22 protein-coding genes are annotated in these 22,567 nt (G+C 47.0%); 11 read left to right on the top strand and 11 right to left on the bottom strand.

Annotated features, from left to right (window positions below):
• The first annotated feature begins 12 nt into the window (after positions 1 to 12).
• A complete protein-coding gene (locus OKC24_RS03455) occupies positions 13 to 606 on the top strand; it encodes a hypothetical protein (protein WP_130143945.1) in 594 nt (197 codons plus the stop codon).
• Positions 607 to 639: 33 nt separating this feature from the next.
• On the opposite strand, the gene OKC24_RS03450 is transcribed toward OKC24_RS03455, so the two are convergent.
• Entirely contained in the window at positions 640 to 1,263 is a 624-nt protein-coding gene (locus OKC24_RS03450) for a class I SAM-dependent methyltransferase (protein ID WP_265464799.1), read from the bottom strand.
• Positions 1,264 to 1,548: 285 nt separating this feature from the next.
• On the opposite strand from OKC24_RS03450, the gene OKC24_RS03445 reads away from it, so the two are divergent.
• Together OKC24_RS03445 and OKC24_RS03440 are read left to right on the top strand one after the other, a co-directional pair.
• Complete coding sequence (locus OKC24_RS03445; protein WP_130143943.1) at positions 1,549 to 2,109, top strand: hypothetical protein; 561 nt, start codon at positions 1,549 to 1,551, stop codon at positions 2,107 to 2,109.
• A gap of 55 nt (positions 2,110 to 2,164) precedes the next feature.
• Positions 2,165 to 2,572: a protease inhibitor I42 family protein gene (locus OKC24_RS03440; protein WP_130143942.1), complete on the top strand. Its 408-nt coding sequence runs from the start codon at positions 2,165 to 2,167 to the stop codon at positions 2,570 to 2,572.
• 228 nt (positions 2,573 to 2,800) lie between these two features.
• On the opposite strand, the gene OKC24_RS03435 is transcribed toward OKC24_RS03440, so the two are convergent.
• Positions 2,801 to 3,133: a HopJ type III effector protein gene (locus OKC24_RS03435; protein WP_130143941.1), complete on the bottom strand. Its 333-nt coding sequence runs from the start codon at positions 3,131 to 3,133 to the stop codon at positions 2,801 to 2,803.
• A gap of 158 nt (positions 3,134 to 3,291) precedes the next feature.
• Between OKC24_RS03435 and crcB the strand changes: the two genes are divergently transcribed.
• Positions 3,292 to 3,669: a fluoride efflux transporter CrcB gene (gene crcB, locus OKC24_RS03430; RefSeq protein WP_130143940.1), complete on the top strand. Its 378-nt coding sequence runs from the start codon at positions 3,292 to 3,294 to the stop codon at positions 3,667 to 3,669.
• Between the two features lie 157 nt (positions 3,670 to 3,826).
• Here the strand turns inward: crcB and OKC24_RS03425 are convergent, their stop codons facing one another.
• The gene (locus tag OKC24_RS03425; RefSeq protein ID WP_130143939.1) at positions 3,827 to 4,081 is read right to left on the bottom strand and encodes a type B 50S ribosomal protein L31; all 255 of its coding nucleotides are present in this window, start codon (positions 4,079 to 4,081) and stop codon (positions 3,827 to 3,829) included.
• 145 nt (positions 4,082 to 4,226) lie between these two features.
• The gene (locus OKC24_RS03420) at positions 4,227 to 5,525 is read right to left on the bottom strand and encodes an ABC1 kinase family protein (protein WP_130143938.1); all 1,299 of its coding nucleotides are present in this window, start codon (positions 5,523 to 5,525) and stop codon (positions 4,227 to 4,229) included.
• 199 nt (positions 5,526 to 5,724) lie between these two features.
• Here OKC24_RS03420 and OKC24_RS03415 point away from each other — a divergent pair, with 199 nt between their 5' ends.
• Positions 5,725 to 5,934 (top strand): DUF1737 domain-containing protein, encoded by a 210-nt coding sequence (locus OKC24_RS03415; RefSeq protein ID WP_130143937.1) that lies wholly within the window; start codon positions 5,725 to 5,727, stop codon positions 5,932 to 5,934.
• 88 nt (positions 5,935 to 6,022) lie between these two features.
• On the opposite strand, the gene OKC24_RS03410 is transcribed toward OKC24_RS03415, so the two are convergent.
• Together OKC24_RS03410 and OKC24_RS03405 are read right to left on the bottom strand one after the other, a co-directional pair.
• The gene (locus OKC24_RS03410) at positions 6,023 to 7,318 is read right to left on the bottom strand and encodes an MATE family efflux transporter (protein WP_165381117.1); all 1,296 of its coding nucleotides are present in this window, start codon (positions 7,316 to 7,318) and stop codon (positions 6,023 to 6,025) included.
• A 98-nt stretch (positions 7,319 to 7,416) separates the two neighbouring features.
• The gene (locus OKC24_RS03405; protein WP_130143935.1) at positions 7,417 to 7,875 is read right to left on the bottom strand and encodes a DMT family transporter; all 459 of its coding nucleotides are present in this window, start codon (positions 7,873 to 7,875) and stop codon (positions 7,417 to 7,419) included.
• A gap of 128 nt (positions 7,876 to 8,003) precedes the next feature.
• Between OKC24_RS03405 and hemW the strand changes: the two genes are divergently transcribed.
• Positions 8,004 to 9,158 (top strand): radical SAM family heme chaperone HemW, encoded by a 1,155-nt coding sequence (gene hemW / locus OKC24_RS03400; protein ID WP_130143934.1) that lies wholly within the window; start codon positions 8,004 to 8,006, stop codon positions 9,156 to 9,158.
• A 14-nt stretch (positions 9,159 to 9,172) separates the two neighbouring features.
• Complete coding sequence (locus tag OKC24_RS03395) at positions 9,173 to 10,132, top strand: acyltransferase family protein (protein WP_130143933.1); 960 nt, start codon at positions 9,173 to 9,175, stop codon at positions 10,130 to 10,132.
• 103 nt (positions 10,133 to 10,235) lie between these two features.
• Here OKC24_RS03395 and OKC24_RS03390 read toward each other — a convergent pair whose 3' ends face one another.
• Entirely contained in the window at positions 10,236 to 12,059 is a 1,824-nt protein-coding gene (locus OKC24_RS03390) for an acyl-CoA dehydrogenase C-terminal domain-containing protein (RefSeq protein ID WP_130143932.1), read from the bottom strand.
• Positions 12,060 to 12,289: 230 nt separating this feature from the next.
• Here OKC24_RS03390 and OKC24_RS03385 point away from each other — a divergent pair, with 230 nt between their 5' ends.
• Positions 12,290 to 14,731, top strand: a complete 2,442-nt coding sequence (locus tag OKC24_RS03385; RefSeq protein WP_265464798.1) for a hypothetical protein — start codon at positions 12,290 to 12,292, stop codon at positions 14,729 to 14,731.
• Between the two features lie 49 nt (positions 14,732 to 14,780).
• Here the strand turns inward: OKC24_RS03385 and aroE are convergent, their stop codons facing one another.
• From aroE to hemF, 3 genes are all read right to left on the bottom strand, one after another.
• Positions 14,781 to 15,569, bottom strand: a complete 789-nt coding sequence (gene aroE / locus OKC24_RS03380) for a shikimate dehydrogenase (protein ID WP_131276122.1) — start codon at positions 15,567 to 15,569, stop codon at positions 14,781 to 14,783.
• A gap of 100 nt (positions 15,570 to 15,669) precedes the next feature.
• Positions 15,670 to 15,876 carry a hypothetical protein gene (locus tag OKC24_RS03375; RefSeq protein WP_130143929.1) on the bottom strand — a complete coding sequence of 69 codons (207 nt, stop codon included), beginning with the start codon at positions 15,874 to 15,876 and terminating at the stop codon, positions 15,670 to 15,672.
• A gap of 278 nt (positions 15,877 to 16,154) precedes the next feature.
• On the bottom strand, positions 16,155 to 17,096 hold the full coding sequence (gene hemF / locus OKC24_RS03370; RefSeq protein WP_130143928.1) for an oxygen-dependent coproporphyrinogen oxidase: 942 nt from the start codon (positions 17,094 to 17,096) through the stop codon (positions 16,155 to 16,157).
• A 224-nt stretch (positions 17,097 to 17,320) separates the two neighbouring features.
• Between hemF and hemN the strand changes: the two genes are divergently transcribed.
• Positions 17,321 to 18,691 (top strand): oxygen-independent coproporphyrinogen III oxidase, encoded by a 1,371-nt coding sequence (gene hemN / locus OKC24_RS03365; RefSeq protein WP_131276121.1) that lies wholly within the window; start codon positions 17,321 to 17,323, stop codon positions 18,689 to 18,691.
• 94 nt (positions 18,692 to 18,785) lie between these two features.
• On the opposite strand, the gene ribA is transcribed toward hemN, so the two are convergent.
• Complete coding sequence (gene ribA / locus OKC24_RS03360; protein ID WP_130144103.1) at positions 18,786 to 19,388, bottom strand: GTP cyclohydrolase II; 603 nt, start codon at positions 19,386 to 19,388, stop codon at positions 18,786 to 18,788.
• 309 nt (positions 19,389 to 19,697) lie between these two features.
• Here ribA and dxs point away from each other — a divergent pair, with 309 nt between their 5' ends.
• Positions 19,698 to 21,605 (top strand): 1-deoxy-D-xylulose-5-phosphate synthase, encoded by a 1,908-nt coding sequence (dxs, locus tag OKC24_RS03355; RefSeq protein WP_130143926.1) that lies wholly within the window; start codon positions 19,698 to 19,700, stop codon positions 21,603 to 21,605.
• Between the two features lie 115 nt (positions 21,606 to 21,720).
• On the top strand, positions 21,721 to 22,551 hold the full coding sequence (locus OKC24_RS03350) for an inositol monophosphatase family protein (protein ID WP_026253394.1): 831 nt from the start codon (positions 21,721 to 21,723) through the stop codon (positions 22,549 to 22,551).
• Positions 22,552 to 22,567 lie beyond the last annotated feature (16 nt).

The following is a 22,567-nucleotide window of genomic DNA, read 5'->3' as shown; positions in this document are numbered from 1 at the left end:
CCGAAACTCAAGATGAAGCAATTAATATGGGCATTGGCTGCACTGGCGGCGCTGATTTGGGGCTGGAAAGAATATTTCAGGGAAATTCCCCATCTGGAGCAGCCTGGCGTATTGAAAAATTTCCACGTCGAAGCGCGCCGTGAATTTTCAGGGCGCTTTACCGTTGCTGCGCAGCGCTTTTATGCGCCGCATAGCCGTGTGCTGTATAAGGCATCTGCATGGGTAGGGGAATTCAATGATCTGGCTTATCTCAGCAATGTTGATGTTCTGCTGGCTCAAGGGGCGCTGGCAAATCCTCAGCATTTGAAACAGGTTGACTTTGACCAGCACAGCCGCTGCTATACCTTTAGGCTGCGGCCCAATTCAAGCTTAACCGCGGATGACGTCCGCGCAGACAGTGTGAACATCAGCGCAGTAGCATCCAATGAACATGTTGCAAAACAGCTGCGCCGTTTAAAAGCGGGACAGCGCGTAGAGCTGCAAGGGCAATATGCCGAGGTCACGCAGTTAAAAACGGGGAAGCTTTTCGTCACAGGCATGAGCATCGCGCCGCCCAGACCGCACTGCGCTATTGTAAAAATTACGTTTATTCAGATGTTGAAATAACAGCCGCCGCCTAAGCGCCTGATGCTTGATATTTTAGCGTTTAACGGCCCGGGCCAGCAGCATGCGCTGGCCGATGGCAGGAATGCCGGCAGCATCAAAGTACTGGCATTCTTTTAGTTCCAGCTCTGCATCTTTTAATGCGCGCTCAATATCGCGGTTGAGGTGGCATCCATCGGCCAGACGCTTCTGAATCGGCGTCAGCAGATTTTGCAGGCGCTGAATATTCGGCCGTTCATTATGCAAAACATGTTCTACCAGATGAAAGGTTCCGCCCACTTTCAGCACACGGTACACTTCATCCAGCGCCTGTTCTAAATGGGCAATGCTGCACAGCGTCCATGTGCTGACAATATGGTCTAGGCTGTTGTCTGCAAAGGGCAATTTTTCCGCGCTGGCTTGAATGTGCTGCACGTGAAAAGGCGTTTCATGCAGCCGCTGCAGGGCGAGATGATAAATATCCGGATTCGGTTCTAAGGCATACAGCGTATTAACCTGCTGATAAAATGGCAGATTCAGGCCTGTGCCGAAGCCAATTTCCAAAACCTCTCCTGAAATGGGCAGCAGCAGTTCGCGGCGCTTATCCATCAGGCTCGGGGTTTGCATCACTTGATGCAGCACATGAGGGAAAATGTGCTGCTGATAAAATTTATAAATCATTGAATCTCTTTTTTATTGCTGTTTACCAAAGCTTAGCTGAACTTGCGGCTGAGTTTAAGCCTGCGCTGACGGATTCTTTCATATTGTTACCAAGACGCTAAGGTTTCTTCAGATTTCTTGCGTAATATAGAGTTACAACTATGCTCAAGCTATATATTTAAGCTGTATTTAATTTTGCGTATGTAATGTCAGGTGAATGAATCTGATCCTGCCTGCAGCGTTTTAAGCGGAAGGGCTAAAGCGATGAATGCGCAATTTAAATGCAATGACAGAAGAGGTAAGCCGATGATTAAACGTATTTTACTCAGTGCAGCTGCTGTTGCGCTGCTGCTGAATTCGGGCGTGCATGCATCGGCAGATTACAATATTGCCAAGGGTTTGGCGCCGACCGCCAAAGACCAGTCTATTTCGGTACTTCAGCCTTTTAAGGGCGATTTCCGTATTTTAGGGTCTAAGCAATATACTGATGATGAGCAGGCAAAGTTCTCGCCGATTGATTATGCGGTGAGCTGGGGCTTGTTTGCTGAACCTGAAATTGCGCGCCACATTACAGTCAATCAATATGACCGCTATTTAAACTGGCGGATGGACAAAGTGCCTGTGCCTGAAAAGCAGGCCATGATGATGGTTTCCAATATGCACATCATTCCGTCCAATCCAGAAATTGCCAAGCAAATCAAAACAGTTAAACGCGGAGACTTGGTGCGTTTGCAAGGCAGTTTAGTTGAAATTAAAGACAAAGATCTGGTGTGGACTTCTTCACTGACCCCAACCGATACTGGGGATGGCGCGTGCGAAGTGTTCCGTGTCGATTCCATTCAATGGATTGAACGGGTCAAAAGCTAAGGCGTATTGAACAAAAATCAAAATTCAGCGGCGATGAAAAACAAAGGTTAAGGTTATGAATTTAAAAGCGCTAGGTCTGGCGGCAGTGCTGGGCTTAGGTCTAGCGGGATGCAGCAGCATGAGTTCAACTGTAGATGGCAAAACCCATATTTTTACCGGACAGCAGTCTTGTCCTGCGTTGCTGGAAATAGACCGCGGCCAGACCATTGAAGTGATTTTGGATGAGAACCCGAGTACAGGCTATGTTTGGACCGTGGCGGAGAATCCAAAACTGTTCAAGATGGAAGAAATATACGAGTCAGATCAGACTAAAACCGAAGTGCCGACTGTAGGCAAAGGCGGTCAGAAAATTTACCGCTTTACAGCTTTGCAGGCAGGCCAAGAGCAGCTGCATTTGAAGCATGCGCGTGCTTGGGAAAATACAGCAATTGATGAGTGGAAATGCCGAGTTCGAATTTCTTAATGTATTGCTTTAAATCATTAGATTTATTTTGGCTTCAGTCAGTGCTATTGGTTCTTATTGGGGCTATGAGATCTGATTGGAAAGTGACTTTACTTTTGTCGGGCCAAAAGTAACAAAAGCCCCTTGTTTTTCTGATAATGCATCCATGTATCACAGAAAAACAGCCAGCATCCCTGCTGGCTTCCGCGTATCAATGAGCAGTCGAACTTCAACAATACGGCAGGTGGATTATTTCACTATCAGCGCTTGGCCTTCAAATTGAATGCCATCCCAGCCATTTTGCATAAACTGGCGGATATTCTGATGATCGGCGCCTTCAGGTGTTGCCACTACCGCTGCATAATGCTCTGCAAATAGGCTCAGTGTTTGCGCTTGGTCTAGGCCATTCAATTGAGCAAAAGAAAACACTTTTGCGCTGCCTTGATTTTCATTGGCGCTATTGGCCTGCTGGCCATTTTTGAATGCTGTCGGCGTATGTGCATAGCGCGCTTCAATGAAGGCAATGACATCTGCAAACTTCGCTTCGCCAGCATGAAGCTGGTTCAATAATTCTTGAGCCATGAGTTTCTCAATCCGTAGAATAAATAAGTAAAAACAGGGGCAATATAGCAAGTTTTCAGTCTCAGATTCATTAGAAATCCGCTGATTTTTTGCGTTATAGTGGTGGAGTGGCCTGCAGGTTCAGGCGTATTTCTGTTCATAATAAATTTGGAATCATCATGAATTGGCTATTGGTTGCCCTTGGCGGCGCTATCGGAGCATGCTGCCGTTACTCAGCGAGTGTTTGGCTGGTTAAGCCGAATGGGCTGTTTCCGTGGACGACATGGGGAGTGAACCTGCTGGGCTGTTTTTTGGCAGGTGTCTTTTTTGCATTCACGCAAAAATATCCTGTATTGCAGCAGGAGGCCCGCTTATTTTTAATGGTGGGGATATTGGGCGGATTCACCACATTTTCCAGTTTTGGCTTAGAAACTTTTCAGCTGCTGCGGCAGGGGCAAAATGGCATGGCTTTGGGCTATGCATTTTCCAGCTTAATGATTGGCGTCATGGTTTTAAGTTTGGGCTTCTACGTATTTCAGGCGATTTTGAAAAATTAAAAATACAGCGCCACGTTCAAAAATTGTTTTGGCATGGGCTTTAAAATTTGTGCGGATATCAGAAATTGCACATAAAAAAAGAAGCCTAAGCTGGAGGAGGGGTCTTAGGCTTCTCAATAGTTTTAGTTTAAAAGCAAAACCTTAACTGAATATGAACTTATTGTGAGCGTTTGAAACGCGCGAAGCGCTTATTAAAGCTGGCGACACGGCCTTCATTGCTGGTTTGACGCTGTTCACCTGTATAAAAAGGATGAGATGCGCTGGAAATATCCAAAGTCACATAAGGATATGTTTTGCCTTCATGCTCACGCGTCTGTACAGTTTCTAAAGTGCTGCCAATGACAAAGAATGCGTTGGCATTGGTGTCATGAAACAGCACTTCACGGTAATTTGGATGAATGTTGGCACGCATGCGGAGGCTCCCAGTTATTTTGAATTAATGAAATGTTATAATATAACAATTAAAAAATCAAATCATGCCCAGTTAATTTCTGTAACTGGGCAACAGCAGATCTTAACCTGTCTGCTGATGCTGCGGGCATGGCTTGAATCCAGGCCTATGCGCGCGGCGGCACCAGCTCTTCAAACAGATCTGATAAATTGTCCTGCATTTTTAAATGAATCATATTCCAGTAATGGCCGGATACTGTGCGGTTGACCATCAGCGTATCTGGCGAAGGCTTAAAGACATCCCAGTATTTCAAGGACGATTTCACCAATTTGATCCCGTCATGGTGCGCAGAGTTTTCAGCAAAATCATACTGCGTAGTCAGGGGGCGCATCAGCACTTCCAGCCATGCCTGATACAGCTCAGCAGGGAATTTGCCTTTTTCTGACAGGGAGTGCAGCGCATCCAGCTGGTTTTCTATTTCTGCTATATTGCTTTCACGGGCAGCCTGAATCAGTTCTTTAAAATGATGCACAATGTCACTGGACAATGTTTTCACCCCGCCAAAATCATAAATAATCACCGTGCCGTCTTCCCGAAAAGCAAAGTTGCCAGGATGCGGGTCACAGTGAAAACGCTTCAAGAAAAAGATTTCCTGTCCCAGCGCGCGGAAGAGCCGGCGGCCTAAGGCATTGCGGGTTTCCAGCGGCCAGCTGCTGGCGGTTTCAATGCTTTCGCCTTGTTCAAGGCTTAATGTCAGCACATGGCGTGATGAATAATCATTATAGACTTTCGGAATAATGATTTTACTGTCGAGTTTTTCATGGAAAGCGCGGGCAACTTCTAAATTTTGCGCCTCTATTTCATAATTCAGCTCATTATCCAAGCTTTCCTGAATTTCGTTAAATAGCCGCTCCTGCAGCTTGCGGTCAATTTTCAGCACACCCATCAGGCGCAATGCTAAACGGACTTGCTTTAAGTCACTGTCGCAGGCTTCATCGATTCCGGGATATTGCACTTTGACCACCACTTGCTGGCCATCAGGCAGCAGCGCCTTATGCACTTGGCCTATGGAGGCAGCTGCAAAAGGCGTTTCCTCAAAGCTTTTAAAGATGCTGAGCAGCGGCTGGCCGAGTTCTTTCTCCACTTGCGCTTTAATTTCCGCAAAGGGCATGGGCGGCGCCTGACGCTGCAGTTTTTCAATGGCTTTGGCGACTTCAGGCGGAAAAATGTCTTTGTATTGAGAGGCAATTTGGCCCACTTTCATCACCGCGCCTTTCATTTCGCCGAGTGTGTCGGCAATTTGCAGGCCAATCTCCTGAAACATTTTGCTGCGGGATGCATTTTTCTGCTCTTCATCGGCAGTTAGGTTTTTAATTGAATTGGAAACTGTCTTGCTTGCAATACTTGCTGTCATGCTGGCAAGTTTCATAAAGCGGCGGCCGGGTGTACTTGCCGTTTTTGCCATAAGTGATGCCTCAAGCTTGAATTTTTAAATATGCTTCTGATCATAGGCGCTTATCCGTCCGCTGCCTACTTTAAAATGTTAAATCTATGTTTCTATTTGATTCTTTATCAGATAAATACAGATTTTAACGGCTTGTTTTTTCCATTATGCACAGCGCAGCTTAGAATAGGCTGAAGCGGAATATTGAAGTGAATGCTGAATGAAAATTTATAGATACCTGACGGGCAAAGATGATGTGAACTTCTGCGCTCGGATCACCAAGGCCTTAAATGAAGGGTATGAGCTGTATGGTTCGCCAACTATGACGTTCAATGGTGCGGATGTGATAGTGGGGCAGGTGATTATGAAAGAGATAGAGGATGAGTCTGAAATGCCGGCAGGCTTAAAACAGGCGGTTGATCAGCTTTAAGCCTTTATGCTGTGTGCTGAACAGGCGTGTTCAGATGATGCAGTTGGTGAAGGAGCTCTGCTGCAAGCTCCTTCATGTTAAGGATGGCTTAATTGGAAATCAGCCGTTTGTTATTCATAAATAAACGGCTGAGAAGCAGTACGCATGCCACCGTCAGGCCGACAATCAGGCCAGTCCAAACGCCCGCCGCGCCCATATCGGTAAAGCGCGCCAGATAAATGCCGACAGGGAAGGCAATGATCCAATAGGCAACCATGGTAATCCACATCGGGCCTTTGGTGTCCTGCATGCCGCGCAGGCAGCCTGCAGCGCTGACTTGCCACGCATCCATCAGCTGATAAGCGATAGCGAACAGCACTAAATAGACGGCTACTGCGGCCACGTCGTAGTCACTGGTATACAGCGCAACAATCTCATAGCGCAGCAGCCACAGCAGGCTCATGGTGGCCAGCGCCAGTACGGTCGCAGTGATTAATCCTAAAAATTGCACTTTGCGCATGGCCAGCCAGTTCTGTTCGCCATAATAGGTGCCGACGCGGATGGTCAAGGCAATCGCTAAGGACATGGGAATCATAAACAGCTGCGAGGTAATTGAAATGGCCACTTGATGCGCCGCGACAGTAATCTCGCCCAGCGGGCTGAGAATAATCGCCGCGGTGCTGAAAATACTGACTTCAAAGAAAATAGCCAAACCGATCGGCAGCCCCAGTTTTAAAATCCGCTTTACCCAATAGCTGTTGATGCGTTCAAAAACCGCAAAGGGCTGGGTTCTTTGATAGGCCTGGCCTTTGAACACATAGGCCGCCAATGCGAAGAACATCAGCCATTGCAGAATCGCCGTGGCGAAACCGCAGCCTGCTGAGCCTAATTCTGGAATTGGCCCAAGGCCGTACATAAAGACGAAGTTCAGCGGAATCAGCACCAGCAGCGCAATCAGGCTGATGGCAGTGACTGGGCGGGGGAATCCCAAGGCTTCTGAATAGCCGCGCAAAGCCGCATACATGGTCACGGCGGGCATGCCTAAGCCGATGGCATGTAGAAATAAGCTGGCTTTAGGCAGCAGCGCTTCCGGCACACCTAAAACAGGCAGCAGAAATGGCGCCATTTGCAAAATTAAACAGGCGATAATGCCCAGAATCAGCGCAACCCATAAGGACTGGCGCGCAATAATGGCAATTTTTTCCGGCGTACGCGCGCCATTGGCTTCCGCAACCAGCGGCGTGGTGGCAATCATAATGCCGCTGAACAGCAGCATGACCGGAATCCACAGCCCGACACCGACCGCAATGGCGGCTAAATCGTTTGCGGATAAATGCCCGGCCATAATGGTATCAATCAGTCCAAAGCCGGCTTGCGCAAACTGAGTCACTAAAATGGGAAGCATCAAGTGAAACAGTTTTTTAATTTCATAGGAGTTGGTTGTTGCAGATGCAGCATTTGACACAAAAATCACTCATTTCATCATGTGCTTAGGACGATGGTTTAGCGCTGTAAAGTGAGAAGCACACCGGTAAAAATCACCACGCCACCTAAAAGTCGCTGCCAGTTAACAGGTGTTTTTTCTGTGCCGAGCCAGCCATATTGATCGACAATCATCGACATGACAATTTGTCCGAAAATAATCAGGCCAGACAGGCTTAAAAAGCCTAACTTCGGCGCCGTATAAATACTGACGCTGATGGAGTAAACGCCTAAGCATCCGCCCAGCCATAAAAACCACGGAATTTGCCTAAGCGTATCTACATTCGGTTTTTCGGCGGATTGAAAAAACACCAAGACAGCCAGCGCTATTGTACCAACCAAAAAGGATAAAAGGGCGGCTTGCAGCGGCGAATACAAATATTCCCGCAATTGGCTGTTGATGGCGGTTTGAATAGTCATGGCAATGCCAATCCCCATGGCAAGCGGCAGCAGCATCAGCAGATGGGAGGTTATTTTCATTCTGTCGCCCCTGATTTTTATTTAATTTTATTCAGTTTAACGGATTGGGCTGCAGAATAGGTAAGCGTGTTGATGGACTCATGTTAAAATACATTCATATCTGAATTGTCTTTTTTTGAGCGCTGTCCTTGTCTGAATTAAATCCTGCACTGGTTCCCTTATCGTTATACATTCACATGCCGTGGTGCGTGCGCAAATGCCCATATTGCGACTTTAACTCGCACGCTGTGCCAGACGGCAAACTGTCTTTAGATTTGGAGCAGGAATATCTGCAGGCGCTGGTTGCAGACTTTAAAACCCAGATTGATTTTGCCCAAGGCCGTGAGATTCACAGCGTATTTATTGGCGGGGGAACACCGTCTTTAATTTCAGCCAAGGGCTATCAATGGCTGTTTGCACAGCTCAAGGCGCTGCTTGCTTTTGAGGAAGATTGTGAAATTACGCTGGAAGCCAACCCCGGCACTGTCGAGCATGATCCATTTGCTGGCTATTTAGAGGCAGGCATTAACCGCCTATCCATCGGTGTGCAAAGTTTTAATGCCGATCATTTGCAAAAACTAGGTCGAATTCATTCTGACGATGATGCTGTTTCCGCCATTCAGCATGCAAAAGAAGCCGGTTTTGCGCGGGTCAATGTCGATTTAATGCATGGCCTGCCTGAACAGACCTTAGAACAGGCCATGCTGGATCTGAAACTGGCGGTGGAAAGCGGCGCGACACATGTCTCTTGGTATCAGCTGACGATTGAACCGAATACGGTCTTTTTTAGAACCCAGCCGGTTTTGCCGGTAGATGATGTTTTGGAAGATATCCAAGAACAGGGCGAAGCGTATTTAACCGCGCAAGGCTTTGTCAATTACGAAGTGTCTGCATGGCGCAAGGAAAAACCGTCTGCGCATAATTTGAATTACTGGCAATTTGGCGATTATCTGGCGATTGGCGCAGGCGCGCATGGCAAAGTGACTCAGCCTGATGGCGTATACCGTTTTCAGAAAACCCGTTTGCCGAAAGATTATTTAGCCAAGGTGCCGGCAGAGCATTTGCAGTTTAAGCGCATTGAAGATGCAGACCTGCCGTTTGAGTTCATGATGAATGCCTTGCGCTTAAATGACGGCGTAGACGCCAGCCTGTATGCAGAGCGGACAGGCCTTGATTTAGCGGAATTGAATGAAAAGCTCGTTCCGCTGCGCCAGCGCCAGCTGATGTTAAATGATTTAAGCCGGATTTCATGCACAGAGCAGGGCCATGTGTTTTTAAATTCGGTGCTGGAAGAGTTGTTATAAATGGCATATTTGCCATGCAGTCATTAGAGCATATGAATATGCAGCGTAATATTTCAATTGATCTTCTTAAATTGGCTTTAGCGGTCTGTGTGGTTTTTTTGCATACCCATATTTTTTATGATTATTCAAGCCTGCTTGAACATAGTTTAGTGCAAGGCCTTTTTAGAATCGCCGTCCCTGTATTTTTGGTGATTACAGGGTATTATTTTTTATATATTGATAATTTTAATAAATTTAAAAAATGGCTGAAGAGAGTTTTTATTTTATATGCACTATGGATGATTTTTTATTGTCCGATTTGGTGGTCTTCTAATTTATCTTACAATATTTCAATAATTTATAACGGCTATTTTGTCTTGTGGTATTTGGTTGGGGTAATTTTGGGTGGTGGGCTGTTATATTGCTTAAGAAACCTCAGCGGAAAAAAACTGTGGATTATCGCGAGCCTATTCTTTATTGCCGGTGTGGCCATTCAGCAAGCCGGCAATCTGCATTGGTTCAGCGGCTATTGGGACTGGAAGCTGAATCAGTACACCACGCATAGAAATTTTTTAACCGTGAGCTTTCCATTTATGGCTTTAGGTTTTTTAATGCATAAATATAAAGCTCTCACCATTGATAAATTTAATATAAAAGGCTGGCATATTGTTATTTTAATTGGGCTTGTGATTTTTGAGTCTTTATTGAATTACTTTTTGATCAGTAAAAAAGAAAGCTTAGATCAGATGTTTTCGCTGTATTTTGCTGCGCCAGCTATCGTCGCATACTGCCTGAATAGGGAAATGCTCAGCAGCCATAAGGAAATCGCCAATCTGTCGACCGCGATATTTTTGATTCATCCGTTCTTTATCTATCACTTGAAAAGCTATTTTATCGGACAGCAAACATTATTCAGCTTTGCTGTTTTACTGTGTTCTGCCGCCGCAGGCTGTTTATTGGTGCTGATGAATAAGAAGGTAAAATATCTATTATAAAGATGTAACAGCGCTTTGAGTGCATGAAGAGATTTTAGAGGGGAAAGATCCTGCAGAAAAAAAGAGCGCCGAGGCGCCCTTTTTTAGGTCAGCAATTTAAAACTCAGTAATCAAAGCTGAAATGCTCAGCCGCTAAAGAGGTCATGGTTTTAGACGGGTTGACCATGGCTTCTGCATGGCCTTGTGTGCGCGGCAGCATGCGTTCAAAGTAGAAGTCAGCCACTTTGATTTTCGCTTTATAGAATTCAGGAACTTCCTGGCCTTCGCCAGCCGCTAATTTTGCAGATGCCACTGCCGCTTGCTGCGCCCAGAAATACGCCATCATCACATAGCCCGAGAACATCAGGAAGTCCGTTGAAGCTGAAGAGACGATATCGCGGTCTTTACGCGCCGCCAGCATAATGCGGACGGTTAAAGCATTCCATTGTGCGCAAAGCTTAGTCAAGTCCCAGGCAAAACGGCGCATGTATTTATTGCGCGCATGCTGGCCGCAGAATTTTAAAATTTCAGCGGTATAGTCGCGAATCACTTTGCCCTTTGAGGTTAAAAGCACTTTACGGCCGATTAAATCCAGCGCTTGAACGCCAGTGGTCCCTTCGTACAGCGTAGAGATGCGTGAGTCACGGACAATCTGTTCCATGCCCCATTCTTTAATGTAGCCGTGGCCGCCGTAAACCTGCATGCCGTGGTTGGCTGCTTCATAGCCTAATTCAGTCAAGAAGCCTTTAAGAATAGGGGTATAGAAGCCAAGGTGATCATCATGCGCTTCAAAGGCCGCAGTGTCGCCGCGCGTTAAGGCGTCAGCCATTTTGTCGGCAATTTGCGCAGCGTAATAAATCATCGAACGGCCGCCTTCCGCGATCGCTTTTTGCGTCAGCAGCATGCGGCGCACATCGGCGTGGTGAATAATGGCATCAGCCACTTTATCCGGGTCTTTTTTACCTGATAACGCGCGCATAGACATACGGTCTTTGGCATATGGCAATGCGCCCTGGAATGCCAATTCAGCATGTGCAATGCCTTGAATTGCAGTCCCAATACGCGCGGTGTTCATGAACGTGAACATCGCGTGCAGGCCTTTGTTAGGCTCGCCAATCAGGAAGCCTTTGGCATTGTCAAAGTTCAATACCGCAGTCGCTGAAGCGCGGATCCCCATCTTGTGCTCAATTGAACCGCAAGTCACAGGGTTGCGTTCACCCGCAGAACCATCGGCGTTCACCATAAACTTAGGCACAATAAACAGCGAAATGCCTTTGGTGCCTGCAGGCGCATCTGGAAGGCGGGCAAGGACAATATGCACAATATTATCGGTTAAGTCATGTTCGCCTGCAGAGATGAAAATCTTTGTGCCGCTGATGGCATAGCTGCCGTCAGCATTTGGCTCAGCTTTAGATTTCACTTGGCCTAGGTCTGTGCCGCATTGAGGTTCTGTTAAGCACATAGTGCCTGACCACGTGCCAGCGACAAGGTGCGGCAAATACTGATTCTTTTGCTCTTCTGTACCAAACTGCATGATGGTGTTAATGCAGCCGACGCTCAAGCCAGGATACATTTGGAATGACCAGTTGGCTGTGCCCATCATTTCTGACTTAATCAAGTTCAGTGATTGAGGCAGGTTTTGACCGCCAAATTCTTCAGGAAAAGAAAGGCCTTGCCAGCCGCCTTGCACGAACTGGTCATAGGCTTCCTTAAAGCCTTTCGGCGTTTTAACATCGCCGTTTTCAAAGTGGCAGCCTTCAGCATCGCCCGTTTGGTTCAATGGCGACAAAATATTTTCACAAAAATCGGCAGCGCCTTCAAGAATCATATCTACAGTATCAGCATCCGCAGCTTCACCGTTAGATAAGGTTTGGTAATGTGCCGGGTAATCAAGTACTTCATTCATCAAGAAGCGAATGTCGTGTAAAGGAGCTTTATAAGCAGGCATAATGTTAATCCTAATTTAAAAATAGTTTTGGATTATCTGAATCGATGATTTGATTATTCACAATAATGATCAAATTACATTGATGCCACAGACTGAGAAAATTGTCAGAAATGCGAATTTGGTATGAAAGGCTAGCTTTACTTTAGGATGCTTCTGTTACAGTGGCAATTGATCATTTGTTTAATTTTTCATAATTAAAGTCTAAATAAACTGGGTATTAAAAAGAATTTATGCGTCTAAAATATTTAACTTTCTGCGTATTGGGCCTGAGCTTAAGCGCCTGTACACAACATGTCATTAAGTCCACTTCAGCAACTGAACAGGCTTTGGGTGAACGTGCCGCGGCGGGCATGAATGCCGTCTTTGAAACCAGCAGCTATGACGTGAATGGACAGTTTTCTATTCAGGCGCAGCTGAATGACAGCGCGGCATCCAAAAAGCAAAGTCCGGCGCAGCGGCAGCCGTCCGGGTTGAATCCGGAATTAAAAAAGCAATTAGATCAGTTGATTAAAACTCAAAAACTGCAATTGAGTTCGAAAGAGCGCAAACAGTTATATGACGCAGTTGCCAAAGAGCAGGATCAGGATGGATTCTTGACTGGCGGGCGTGGCAGCGCAGGTGCCGGTGTGGCTGAAAGCCTGCTGAATGTCTTAAATGACCTCCAATTCAGCTATGATGGGTCGGTGCATTATCGTCAGAAAATGGCCAATTTAAATTTAAACCTAAAATATCAAAAGCCGACGCTGCTGGTGCAGGCGCAGCTGCCGATGATTGTCGATTTGAATGATTTCAAGCTGTACACCAACTACTTTGCCTTTATGCCATTTATGGTCAATCGTGACAGCCAGGCGTCATATGCTTATGTCGATTTTTCAAAATATAAAGATGAATTCAATCAGGTCAATTTTAAAAAATTAGCGCTTTATCTTAAACAGTTAAATGCATTGCCTTATGCGTTGGCAACGCCAGACCAAGTGGCGGCAATCAATTTAAGCGCAGCTGAAAAGCAGCAGGGCTTAAGCAGTAAAATCCGTTATCAAGGCACTTTAGAACAATTAGCACTGCAAATGAGTCTGTTTGAGTGGGTCAATGCGCCTTATTACGACACACAAGTCAAAGGGCAAAAGCAGCCGTCGAAAGATGCGGCCATTGCTCAGGCTGAGGAAGTCTCTGCACCTGCTCATGATGCGGCTCAAATACGGGCCTCCGATGATGAAACAGAAGATCAGCTGAGCGCGGCTGCCGATGATTCAGCAACACGTGTAGAAGCGCTGATACAGGCCAAAGCCCATGCCATGTTCGCGCATGAAGAGGCTGTTTCAGATCAGGCGGATGTCGCAGAAGCTGAGGAAGAAGAATCGGGTGAGCGCGATGAGGCTGCCGATGCGGCGATGGCTGCAACCGCGTGTGCATCTGAGGATGCCTGCGATGCATCCCGTGAAGACTCTGTGACTCATGTAGAAGCGCTAGCAGCGTCTGGATTATCGGATGACGCTTGTCAGGCCTTAACCCAAGCGAAAAAAGTACCTGCGGGCTATTTTACTTTGTGCCGCGAATGGTACGGCATTGATGTCTTTAAGCTGGCCTTGGAACAGGCCGCGGAAGAGCAAGCTGCGCCAGAACATCCCAAATTGATGGCATTAGAACAATTAAAACCGATATTTACGGTGTATCAGTCTGAGCAGCTGACCGATGTGCATCGCTTTAAGCAGCTGTGGCAAAAGCATGACGCTGAAATTCAGCAGGCCTTAAAGCAGGATCAGCGTGATGCAACCGCATTCACGATGGATGTAGCTTTAGATCAGGCAGGGCGCTTGCAAGCTTTGGATTATGACCTGTTGATTAAAGATGAAAAAATGGGTCAGTTTAAGTTTATGAGCCATAACCAAGTGTCCAATTATGGCCGGGCCAAACCGATTGACCGCAATGTATTAAAAAATGCCAAGTCGATTGAGGAGGTTTCTAAAGGCTCATTGCTCGAGCGTGCGTCCAAGGGCCTGCTGGGTTCTTTAGGTGCAGGCCAGGAGGAAGCGTCGACGTCTGCCAATGACGCGGATGCAAAAACTGCAGATGAATATCTAAGCCAAATTGCGTTAGATACGTATAAGCGGACAGGTTCATGGCTGAAAAGCTATCAAGCCGTTTTTGGACTGTATGCCGCCATTAAACAGTCTGAGTTAAGCAAACATTATTCTGCGGCAGAACTGAATGAAATTGCAGAACTTTCGGCTTATCATTTCAATGAGGATTTACCGAAGCCTAAAGGCGCGTCATTGACGCGGTTAAACCAGTTGGCAGAGAAGCATCAGTTAAAAAATCCAGACAGTTTCGATGACCTGGGCTATTCAGTAAATAAAATTGTCAATCAAGCGACCGAAGAATACAAAGTACAGCAGCGCTGGAATCAAAAAATGAAGCAGCACAAGACCCGGCAAGCGGTTTTTGCAAACTATTATGCAGAAACATTTGCAGATGAATATTCACTGAGTGCTGAACAAAAGCTCCAATTAGACAAGGCGTCACAGGTATTTGCGCAAGCGTTTGCTGATGATTTGAAACATAAGCTGTCAGAAAAGTCGATTCAAAATTTAGACGAAAATAGCCTCGATTTATTTGATGATGGCATTTACCGCGTGGTGTATCACGATGTGATGACGTATCTTCCAAAATAAGGCACTGAAAAAAAAGAACCTCTGCGGAGGTTCTTTTTTTGGCTAAAATTTATAAAAAATCTTTTAAGTCGGGTTTAACGCCATTCCAAATGCGGAAAGATTCAATGGCTTGACCCACCAGCATGCCAAAGCCTTCCGAAGCAGGAACCCCGCGCGCTTTGGCTTGATCTAAAAAGCTTGAGGTTTTGCCATAGGCCATTTCGTAGGCCTGCTTGAATTGCAGCGCTTTGGGCAGAATCAGGGCATCGCCGCTGAGGCTGGCAGATGTCGCATTAATGACAATATCAAAATGGCCTTGCAGCGCATCCAGGCCGGCAGCGCTTAACTCAGCTGCAGGCACGGCATCTTTTAAATCTTCAACCAGCTGTTCAGCACGGGCAAGGGTACGGTTGGCAATCACAATTTTTTTCGCACCGGCCTGTACCAGCGGATAAATCACGCCGCGGGTTGCGCCGCCTGCGCCAATAATTAAAATGTCTGTGTGTTCCAGATTCCAATCCAGCACCTTAATGGCGTCCACAAGGCCCTGACCATCAGTATTGTCGCCATGTAATTTACCGTTTTCCATCCATAGCGTATTTACGGCCTTGGCAATTTTAGCGCGTTCAGTTAACACGGCGCAGGCTGCAAAAGCTTGTTCTTTAAATGGAACGGTGACATTCATGCCGGCGCCGCCTTGCGCAAAAAATGCCTTCATGCTGGCGTCAAAACCGTCCAGCGGCGCTAAGCGTTTGCTGTAGTGCAGATCAATACCGGTTTTAGCTGCAAAGGCATGGTGCAGCTCCGGTGAGCGGGATTGTTCAATTGGGTTGCCAATAACGGCGAATTGCTTGCTCATCGCACAAAATCCATGTGGAGAAATGTGCATCAATATACGGCAAATTGCGGGCGCTCTAAAGCGCTAATCTGAAATTAGGAAGGAAGGCGGTTTGCGGCTGCTAGGGATTGCACACGGCTAATACTGCATCCACCATTAAAAATGCTGCGCTGATGAGAATGCCTGCCAGCGCAAGCGCCATGCTGGTAAATGCAAAGTTGTCGTTGAATGCGCTTTCTGAGAAAACAGCAGTGCTGATGGATCCTATCATGGCGGCAATAAATGCCCAAAACAGCAGGGCAGCGGAGCTGATTTTTTTCGTATTCATTATGCTTTGCCTCATGCAATTGAGAAGAAATATACAGAGTTTACATGTCATTTCTGTGTCTATGCTGATACTACACGAGCCAAAAAATAAAGGGTGAATTTGTTGAAAAATTAACAGGAGTTTCAGTCAGGAATTTGTGTTGACGCGTTAATCTTTGCAAGGCCGGTGTAAAAGATGTGAATGGCTGGCAGCCAGTGTAAAAACTTGTATGCAAGCTGCAGAGAAAAACCTCCAGAAATAGAGGTTTTTCTTTTGCTTTTAGGGTCAGCAGCACATGTTTATTTCAGCTTGCCAAGCCAATCTTGCGGTTTTAAATAATAGTCGGTCAGTTTTTTCTCTGCAGAATGTTCATCCCATTCTGGACGGTAGGACCAGCCCGCCAGCGGCGGCATGCTGACCAAAATGGATTCAATCCGTCCGCCAGTCTGCAGGCCAAATAGGGTTCCGCGGTCATAAACCAGATTATATTCCACATAGCGGCCGCGGCGGTAGAGCTGGAAATCACGCTGCGCTTCGCTATAAGGCTTGTCCTGATTGCGCTGGAAGATTGGCAGGATGGCTTCTAGATAGCCGTTTCCGACAGCCTGCATATATTGGAAGCAGGTTTCAAAATCCCATTGATTTAAATCATCAAAGAATAACCCACCCACGCCGCGCTGTTCATCGCGGTGTTTTAAGTAGAAATAATCATCACACCATTTCTTGTGTTCGGCATAGACCGCTTCGCCAAAAGGCGCACACAGGTCATGTGCAGTTTGATGCCATGACCGCACATCTTCATCATTCGGATAAAACGGCGTCAGGTCAAAACCGCCGCCGAACCACCAAATCGGGTCTTGGCCTTCTTTTTCCGCTACAAACAGGCGTACATTGGCATGTGAAGTCGGCACATTGGGGTTTTTCGGATGAATAACCAATGAAACCCCCATAGCCTGCGCTTTGGCGCCGGCAATATTCGGATGGCGTTCTGTCGCAGAAGCAGGCAGCTTGGAAATATTGATATGCGAGAACATCACCCCGCCTTTTTCAATCACGGCGCCGTTTTGCAGGACACGCGAGCGCCCGCCGCCTCCTTCAGGCCGTTCCCAGTCATCAATCATGAACTCGGCTGAACCGCCGCCAGCACGTTCCTGCTGTTCGAGCGCAGCGCAAATGCGGGCTTGCAGGCCGGTAAGGAAATCTCGGACACGCTGAATATCTGCGGAAGTTGGATGCTGCATCTGGACCTTCAAAAGGAAAATCAAAAACTGTAAACATCAAAACATAGATTCAGCAAAAACTTAAGGGATTTTTACTGATGCGCATGCTTGAATATTTGGCGATCTGCGGGTTAAGAATACAGATGAGGGCGCTTTAATCCGACTAAAAGGCTAGGTTGAATTCAAAAATGAAGCTCCGCAAAATAGGGCGGGAAAGATTTATTTTGAGCAATCGGGCGGCGCGTATGCAGCAGTTAAAATCACTGATTCAAAAGTACAATGTGCCGGGTCCACGCTATACCAGTTATCCGACTGTGCCGTATTGGGATGAGCAGTCCTTTTCATTGGCGCTTTGGAAACAGACCCTGAAGCGCTCCTTTGATGAATCCAACCGCTCTGAAGGCATCAGCCTGTATATTCATTTGCCGTTTTGCGAAAGCCTGTGCACCTTTTGCGGCTGCCATAAAAAAGTCACTAAAAAGCATGAGATGGAGCAGCCTTATATTCAGGCCGTGCTGAAAGAATGGGACTTGTATTGCCGGCTCCTACAGGATACGCCTGTGATTAAAGAAATTCATTTGGGCGGCGGCACCCCGACTTTTTTCTCGCCCGCGCATTTAACGCAGCTGATTGACGGCATTTTGTCCAAAGCGGAAATCGCCAAAGAATATGAGTTCAGTTTTGAGGGGCATCCGAATAACACTACACGGGAGCATTTGCAGGCGCTGTATGACTTAGGCTTCCGTCGGGTCAGTTATGGCGTGCAGGACTATAATGAAGCCGTGCAAAAAGCCATTCACCGCATTCAGCCCTATGAAAATGTAGAACGCGTGACGCAGTGGGCGCGTGAGATCGGCTATACCTCCATTTCACATGATTTGGTCTTTGGCCTGCCGTTCCAAAAACTTGAAGATGTGCTGCAGACCATTCATCAGACCCAGCGCTTGATGCCGGACCGTCTGGCTTTTTACAGCTATGCGCATGTGCCCTGGATTAAAGGCAATGGCCAGCGCGGCTTTAAAGATGCTGATGTGCCGAAAGATGACATGAAGCGTCAATGCTATGAGGAAGGCAAAAAGCAATTGCTGGCGCAGGGCTATCATGAAATCGGCATGGATCATTTTGCGCTGCCATCCGACGAAATGGCGAAAGCGTTTGCAGAGGGCAGCCTGCACCGCAATTTTATGGGTTATACCGCCTCTAAAACCCAAGTGATGATTGGGCTTGGCATGTCTTCCATCAGTGACAGCTGGTACAGCTTTGCGCAAAATGAAAAGAAACTGGAAGATTATTATGCGCGCCTGGAACAGGATGAAATCCCGGTTTACCGCGGGCATGTGCTGTCGCAGGAAGATTTGATCATCCGCAAGCATATTCTAAATTTGATGTGCCGCTTTAACACGTCTTGGGATGCTCCAGTACAATATTTTGCTGAATTGCCTCAAGTTTTGGAACAGCTGGCAGAAATGCAGCAGGATGGCTTGCTGCAGATTCATGAGAAAAATATTCAGGTGACTGAGCAGGGCAAGCCTTTTGTGCGCAATATCTGCATGGCTTTTGATTTGCATTTAAAACGCAAAGTGCCGGAGAACCGGATTTTTTCGATGACGATTTGAATCTCCCCTAACCCCTCTTTAGCAAAGAGGGTAAAGCCTCCCTTTACAAAAGGGAGGTTTGGAGGGATTAATTTATGGCGAATTTAGAGGACTTTTAAAAATCATCCTTGTCGTACATATGCGACATGCGCTCATGTTTGGTTTTTAAATATTGCTCATTGAAGGGGTTTAAGCCGACGGTTAGCGGCACACGGTCAACGACATTGATGCTCAGATCAGTCAGCGCCTTAATTTTTAACGGGTTGTTGGTGATCAGCAGCACTTCTTTCACCTGTAAATGATCCAGCATGATCGTGCACATATCGTAGCGGCGCGCATCTGCCGGCAGGTTCAGCATGAGGTTGGCGTCTACGGTGTCGTGGCCTTGATCCTGCAGCGCATAGGCGCGGATTTTATTGGTTAAGCCAATGCCGCGGCCTTCCTGACGCAAGTATAAAATTACCCCTTGGCCGGCTTCATTAATCAGTTTTTGCGTGGCCTGCAATTGCGGACCGCAGTCGCATTTTAACGAGGCAAAGGCGTCACCGGTTAAGCATTCTGAATGGATGCGCACAAGAACCGGCCCTTGCGGCGGGGTTTCCAGCCCTTTAGAGAGTGCCACATGTTCTTCGCCGGTTTGAGGATCTTGAAATACCGTAATTTTAAATTCACCAAATGCAGTAGGTAATCTCGATGTTGCGACAAATTCTATAGGCACAGTCAAACCCGTTTTTTCGTTCATAAAGTGGCTAAAGTATAGCGTAATGCTTGGACATTGGTAGAATTGCTACTATGAATTTATGCAGAAGATTTTCTTTTTTGTATAATGCGAACGATAATAGTTGATAAATAGTAAGATTATTCAGGATAATCTCCACCATTCTACAAACACCCGATTTTTGAGTGCTGTTCAAAATTGCAACGCTAGAAATATGGCTGATTGCAGGTGATACAATCCGACGATATGATCGGATATCCATTTGACCTAGCTTAGAATTTGCCAGGCTTTAGAAGGCTTTGCCATATTATGCTGTATACAGAAATACCGTCTCGACGTCCCAATACACCGCTGCTGGATACAATCGATCATCCGCAGCAGCTCCGTTTGCTTGAGCGCAGCCAGCTTGAGCAAGTGGCGGACGAACTGCGTCAATTCATTTTGTATGCAGCGGGGCAAAGCGGCGGACACTTTGGCGCAAACCTTGGCGTAATAGAGCTGACCGTTGCGCTGCACTATTGTTTTAATACGCCGAATGACCGCCTGATTTGGGATGTGGGGCATCAAGCCTATCCGCATAAGGCTTTGACAGGCCGCCGTGAGCAGCTGGTTACCATCCGTTCTAAAGACGGCTTGGCGGCTTTCCCGGCGCGGGAAGAATCTGAATTTGACACCTTTGGCGTCGGCCATTCATCGACGGCAATTTCAGCTGGATTGGGCATGTCGCTGGCGCGCCGCTACCAGAAAGATCCGTGCGATGTCGTGGCGATTGTCGGTGATGGCGCGATGACTGCAGGCATGGCTTTTGAAGCGATGAATGATGCAGTTGCGCACAATGCTGATCTGATGGTGGTGCTGAATGACAATGATATGTCAATTTCATGCAGCACGGGCGGTTTTGCCAAGCATCTGGCTGCGCTCTGGGAACGCGGCGAATCGGTCAATATTTCAGAAGACGGCGACGCTTTTGTGCAGCCTTATCCTGAATGGGCCTATAACTCGCGCCTGCACAGCGCAGCGACGGATGCCGCGGACAATTTATTTAAAGCGGTGGGTTTTGATTATTTCGGCCCATTTGACGGCCATGATGTGAATCAGCTGGCGCAAGTGTTTGATGCGCTGAAAAAGCGTTCTGGCCCGCGTTTAATTCATATTTACACCAAAAAAGGCAAAGGCTTTGTGCCTGCTGAAGCCGATCAAATCAAATATCATGCGATCTCTAAACTGAATGCGCCTGCAGTGGCCAATACAGCACCCAAGTATTCAGATGTGTTTGGACAGTGGCTGTGTGATGAGGCCGCGCAGGATGAGCGTTTGATTGCCATTACGCCAGCCATGTGTGAAGGCTCAGGCATGGTGAAGTTTGCACAGCAGTATCCTGAACGCTATTTTGATGTGGCGATTGCAGAACAGCATGCAGTGACGTTGGCTGCGGGCATGGCGTGTGAAGGCTTAAAGCCTGTGGTTGCGATTTACTCGACTTTCCTGCAGCGCGGCTATGACCAGCTGGTGCATGATGTGGCTTTGCAGAATTTAGATGTGACCTTTGGTATTGACCGTGCTGGCTTAGTGGGTGAAGACGGGCCAACGCATGCGGGCGCTTATGACTATGCTTACATGCGCACGATTCCGAATATCGTGATTATGGCGCCAAAAGACGAAAATGAATGCCGTCAAATGCTGCATACCGCATATTTGCATAAGGGCCCAGCAGCTGTGCGCTATCCGCGCGGCAATGGCCTAGGCGTAGAAATGCAGAATAAGCTGACTGCGATGGAGATTGGCAAGGCGGAAATTCTGGCGGTTTATAATGAGCAATACGGTGACTGCATTTCTGTTTTAGCTTTTGGCAGCCGGGTGCAGGCTTCATTGCAAGCGGCGCAGTCATTTGCAAAACAGCATGATGTTGCTGTGCGTGTGGTGAATATGCGTTATGTTAAACCTTTGGATGAGCAGCTGATTGATGCAGTTGCGGATGATACGGCATTGTTTGTGACGGTGGAAGAGCATGCTGTCATGGGCGGTGCGGGCAGTGCTGTGAATGAATACTTGGCTAAGGCGCACATTGTCAAACCCATCTGCAATTTGGGGCTGGAGGATGAGTTCCTTCACCAAGCGACACACAGCCAAATGTTGCAGCAGGCAGGCTTGGATGCACAAGGTATTGAAAATTCAATTAAACATGCGTGGCTGAAAGTTATAAATATCGCGCCATAAGCCGTTTAAAAATTTTAGAAACATTTTTCCCCTAAAAGCCCGGATATTTGCTAAAATATCTGGGCTTTTATGCATTATTCTTTATCAATATCTTCAAATTTGTAGTGGGTGTTCAATGGAACCTATGGTGGTGATGGCTGCGCGTGCGGCTCAATTAGTCGGTCAAGAGCTTTTAAAAGCGCATCAAAATCGTCATAAACTCGATCTGCAAGTTGAAGAAAAAGGTATTGATGGCCCTGTTACACGTGTAGACCGTTATTTAGAAGAATTAACGATTGCAACGCTGAAGAAAAGCTATAAAAACCACAGTTTCCTGGGCGAAGAGTTTGGCCTGCAAGAAGGCAATGGCCACGATGCTGACTGGTGCTGGATTATTGACCCGCTTGATGGCACATTAAACTTTATTCACGGTGTTCCTCACTTCTGTATTTCCCTTGCAGTGCAGCACAAAGGTGTGACGCAGCATGGCGTAATTTACGATCCTGTAAAAGACGAATTATTCTCTGCAAGCCGCGGCCGCGGTGCAATGATGAATCAGCGCCGTATCCGTGTAAATGTTAAAGACAGCCTGGAAAATACCTTTATGGGTGTCGGCCATGCTTACCGTAAAGTCCGCAATGGTGAAGTTGTATCTTATGCAAAAAACCATTTTAACTCTTTGTTGAATGTCACTGAAGCGGGCGCGCAATTCCGCCGTTCAGGCTCTGCAGCTTTGGACTTGGCTTACGTGGCGGCAGGCCGCTATGATGCATATTTTGAACTGGGTTTAAAACCATGGGATATCGCAGCAGGCGAACTCATTGTGAAAGAAGCGGGCGGTACAGTTGTTGATGCACGCGGTGGTTCTGAGTCTATGGACAACGGTCAGGTGATCGCATGTTCTATGAAAATGCTGAAACCGTTGATGCAGGCGGTTGTTCCTGCTTGGGGTGACGCTGCGAAGTAATTTATGCTTTCGTAGA

The organism is Acinetobacter entericus (genome assembly GCF_026168575.1).
Classification (GTDB): Bacteria; Pseudomonadota; Gammaproteobacteria; order Pseudomonadales; family Moraxellaceae; genus Acinetobacter; species Acinetobacter bouvetii.
The sequence above is the reverse complement of the archived record's forward strand: the minus strand, read 5'-3'. Positions and strand labels throughout refer to the sequence as shown.

Bases quoted from the DNA above. Each gene is read 5' to 3' on its own strand.
- OKC24_RS03455 (WP_130143945.1), top strand. From the start codon at position 13: ATGAAGCAATTAATATGGGCATTGGCTGCACTGGCGGCGCTGATTTGG.
- OKC24_RS03450 (WP_265464799.1), bottom strand. From the start codon at position 1,263: ATGATTTATAAATTTTATCAGCAGCACATTTTCCCTCATGTGCTGCAT.
- OKC24_RS03445 (WP_130143943.1), top strand. From the start codon at position 1,549: ATGATTAAACGTATTTTACTCAGTGCAGCTGCTGTTGCGCTGCTGCTG.
- OKC24_RS03440 (WP_130143942.1), top strand. From the start codon at position 2,165: ATGAATTTAAAAGCGCTAGGTCTGGCGGCAGTGCTGGGCTTAGGTCTA.
- OKC24_RS03435 (WP_130143941.1), bottom strand. From the start codon at position 3,133: ATGGCTCAAGAATTATTGAACCAGCTTCATGCTGGCGAAGCGAAGTTT.
- crcB (WP_130143940.1), top strand. From the start codon at position 3,292: ATGAATTGGCTATTGGTTGCCCTTGGCGGCGCTATCGGAGCATGCTGC.
- OKC24_RS03425 (WP_130143939.1), bottom strand. From the start codon at position 4,081: ATGCGTGCCAACATTCATCCAAATTACCGTGAAGTGCTGTTTCATGAC.
- OKC24_RS03420 (WP_130143938.1), bottom strand. From the start codon at position 5,525: ATGGCAAAAACGGCAAGTACACCCGGCCGCCGCTTTATGAAACTTGCC.
- OKC24_RS03415 (WP_130143937.1), top strand. From the start codon at position 5,725: ATGAAAATTTATAGATACCTGACGGGCAAAGATGATGTGAACTTCTGC.
- OKC24_RS03410 (WP_165381117.1), bottom strand. From the start codon at position 7,318: ATGCTTCCCATTTTAGTGACTCAGTTTGCGCAAGCCGGCTTTGGACTG.
- OKC24_RS03405 (WP_130143935.1), bottom strand. From the start codon at position 7,875: ATGAAAATAACCTCCCATCTGCTGATGCTGCTGCCGCTTGCCATGGGG.
- OKC24_RS03395 (WP_130143933.1), top strand. From the start codon at position 9,173: ATGCAGTCATTAGAGCATATGAATATGCAGCGTAATATTTCAATTGAT.
- OKC24_RS03390 (WP_130143932.1), bottom strand. From the start codon at position 12,059: ATGCCTGCTTATAAAGCTCCTTTACACGACATTCGCTTCTTGATGAAT.
- OKC24_RS03385 (WP_265464798.1), top strand. From the start codon at position 12,290: ATGCGTCTAAAATATTTAACTTTCTGCGTATTGGGCCTGAGCTTAAGC.
- aroE (WP_131276122.1), bottom strand. From the start codon at position 15,569: ATGAGCAAGCAATTCGCCGTTATTGGCAACCCAATTGAACAATCCCGC.
- OKC24_RS03375 (WP_130143929.1), bottom strand. From the start codon at position 15,876: ATGAATACGAAAAAAATCAGCTCCGCTGCCCTGCTGTTTTGGGCATTT.
- hemF (WP_130143928.1), bottom strand. From the start codon at position 17,096: ATGCAGCATCCAACTTCCGCAGATATTCAGCGTGTCCGAGATTTCCTT.
- hemN (WP_131276121.1), top strand. From the start codon at position 17,321: ATGCAGCAGTTAAAATCACTGATTCAAAAGTACAATGTGCCGGGTCCA.
- dxs (WP_130143926.1), top strand. From the start codon at position 19,698: ATGCTGTATACAGAAATACCGTCTCGACGTCCCAATACACCGCTGCTG.
- OKC24_RS03350 (WP_026253394.1), top strand. From the start codon at position 21,721: ATGGAACCTATGGTGGTGATGGCTGCGCGTGCGGCTCAATTAGTCGGT.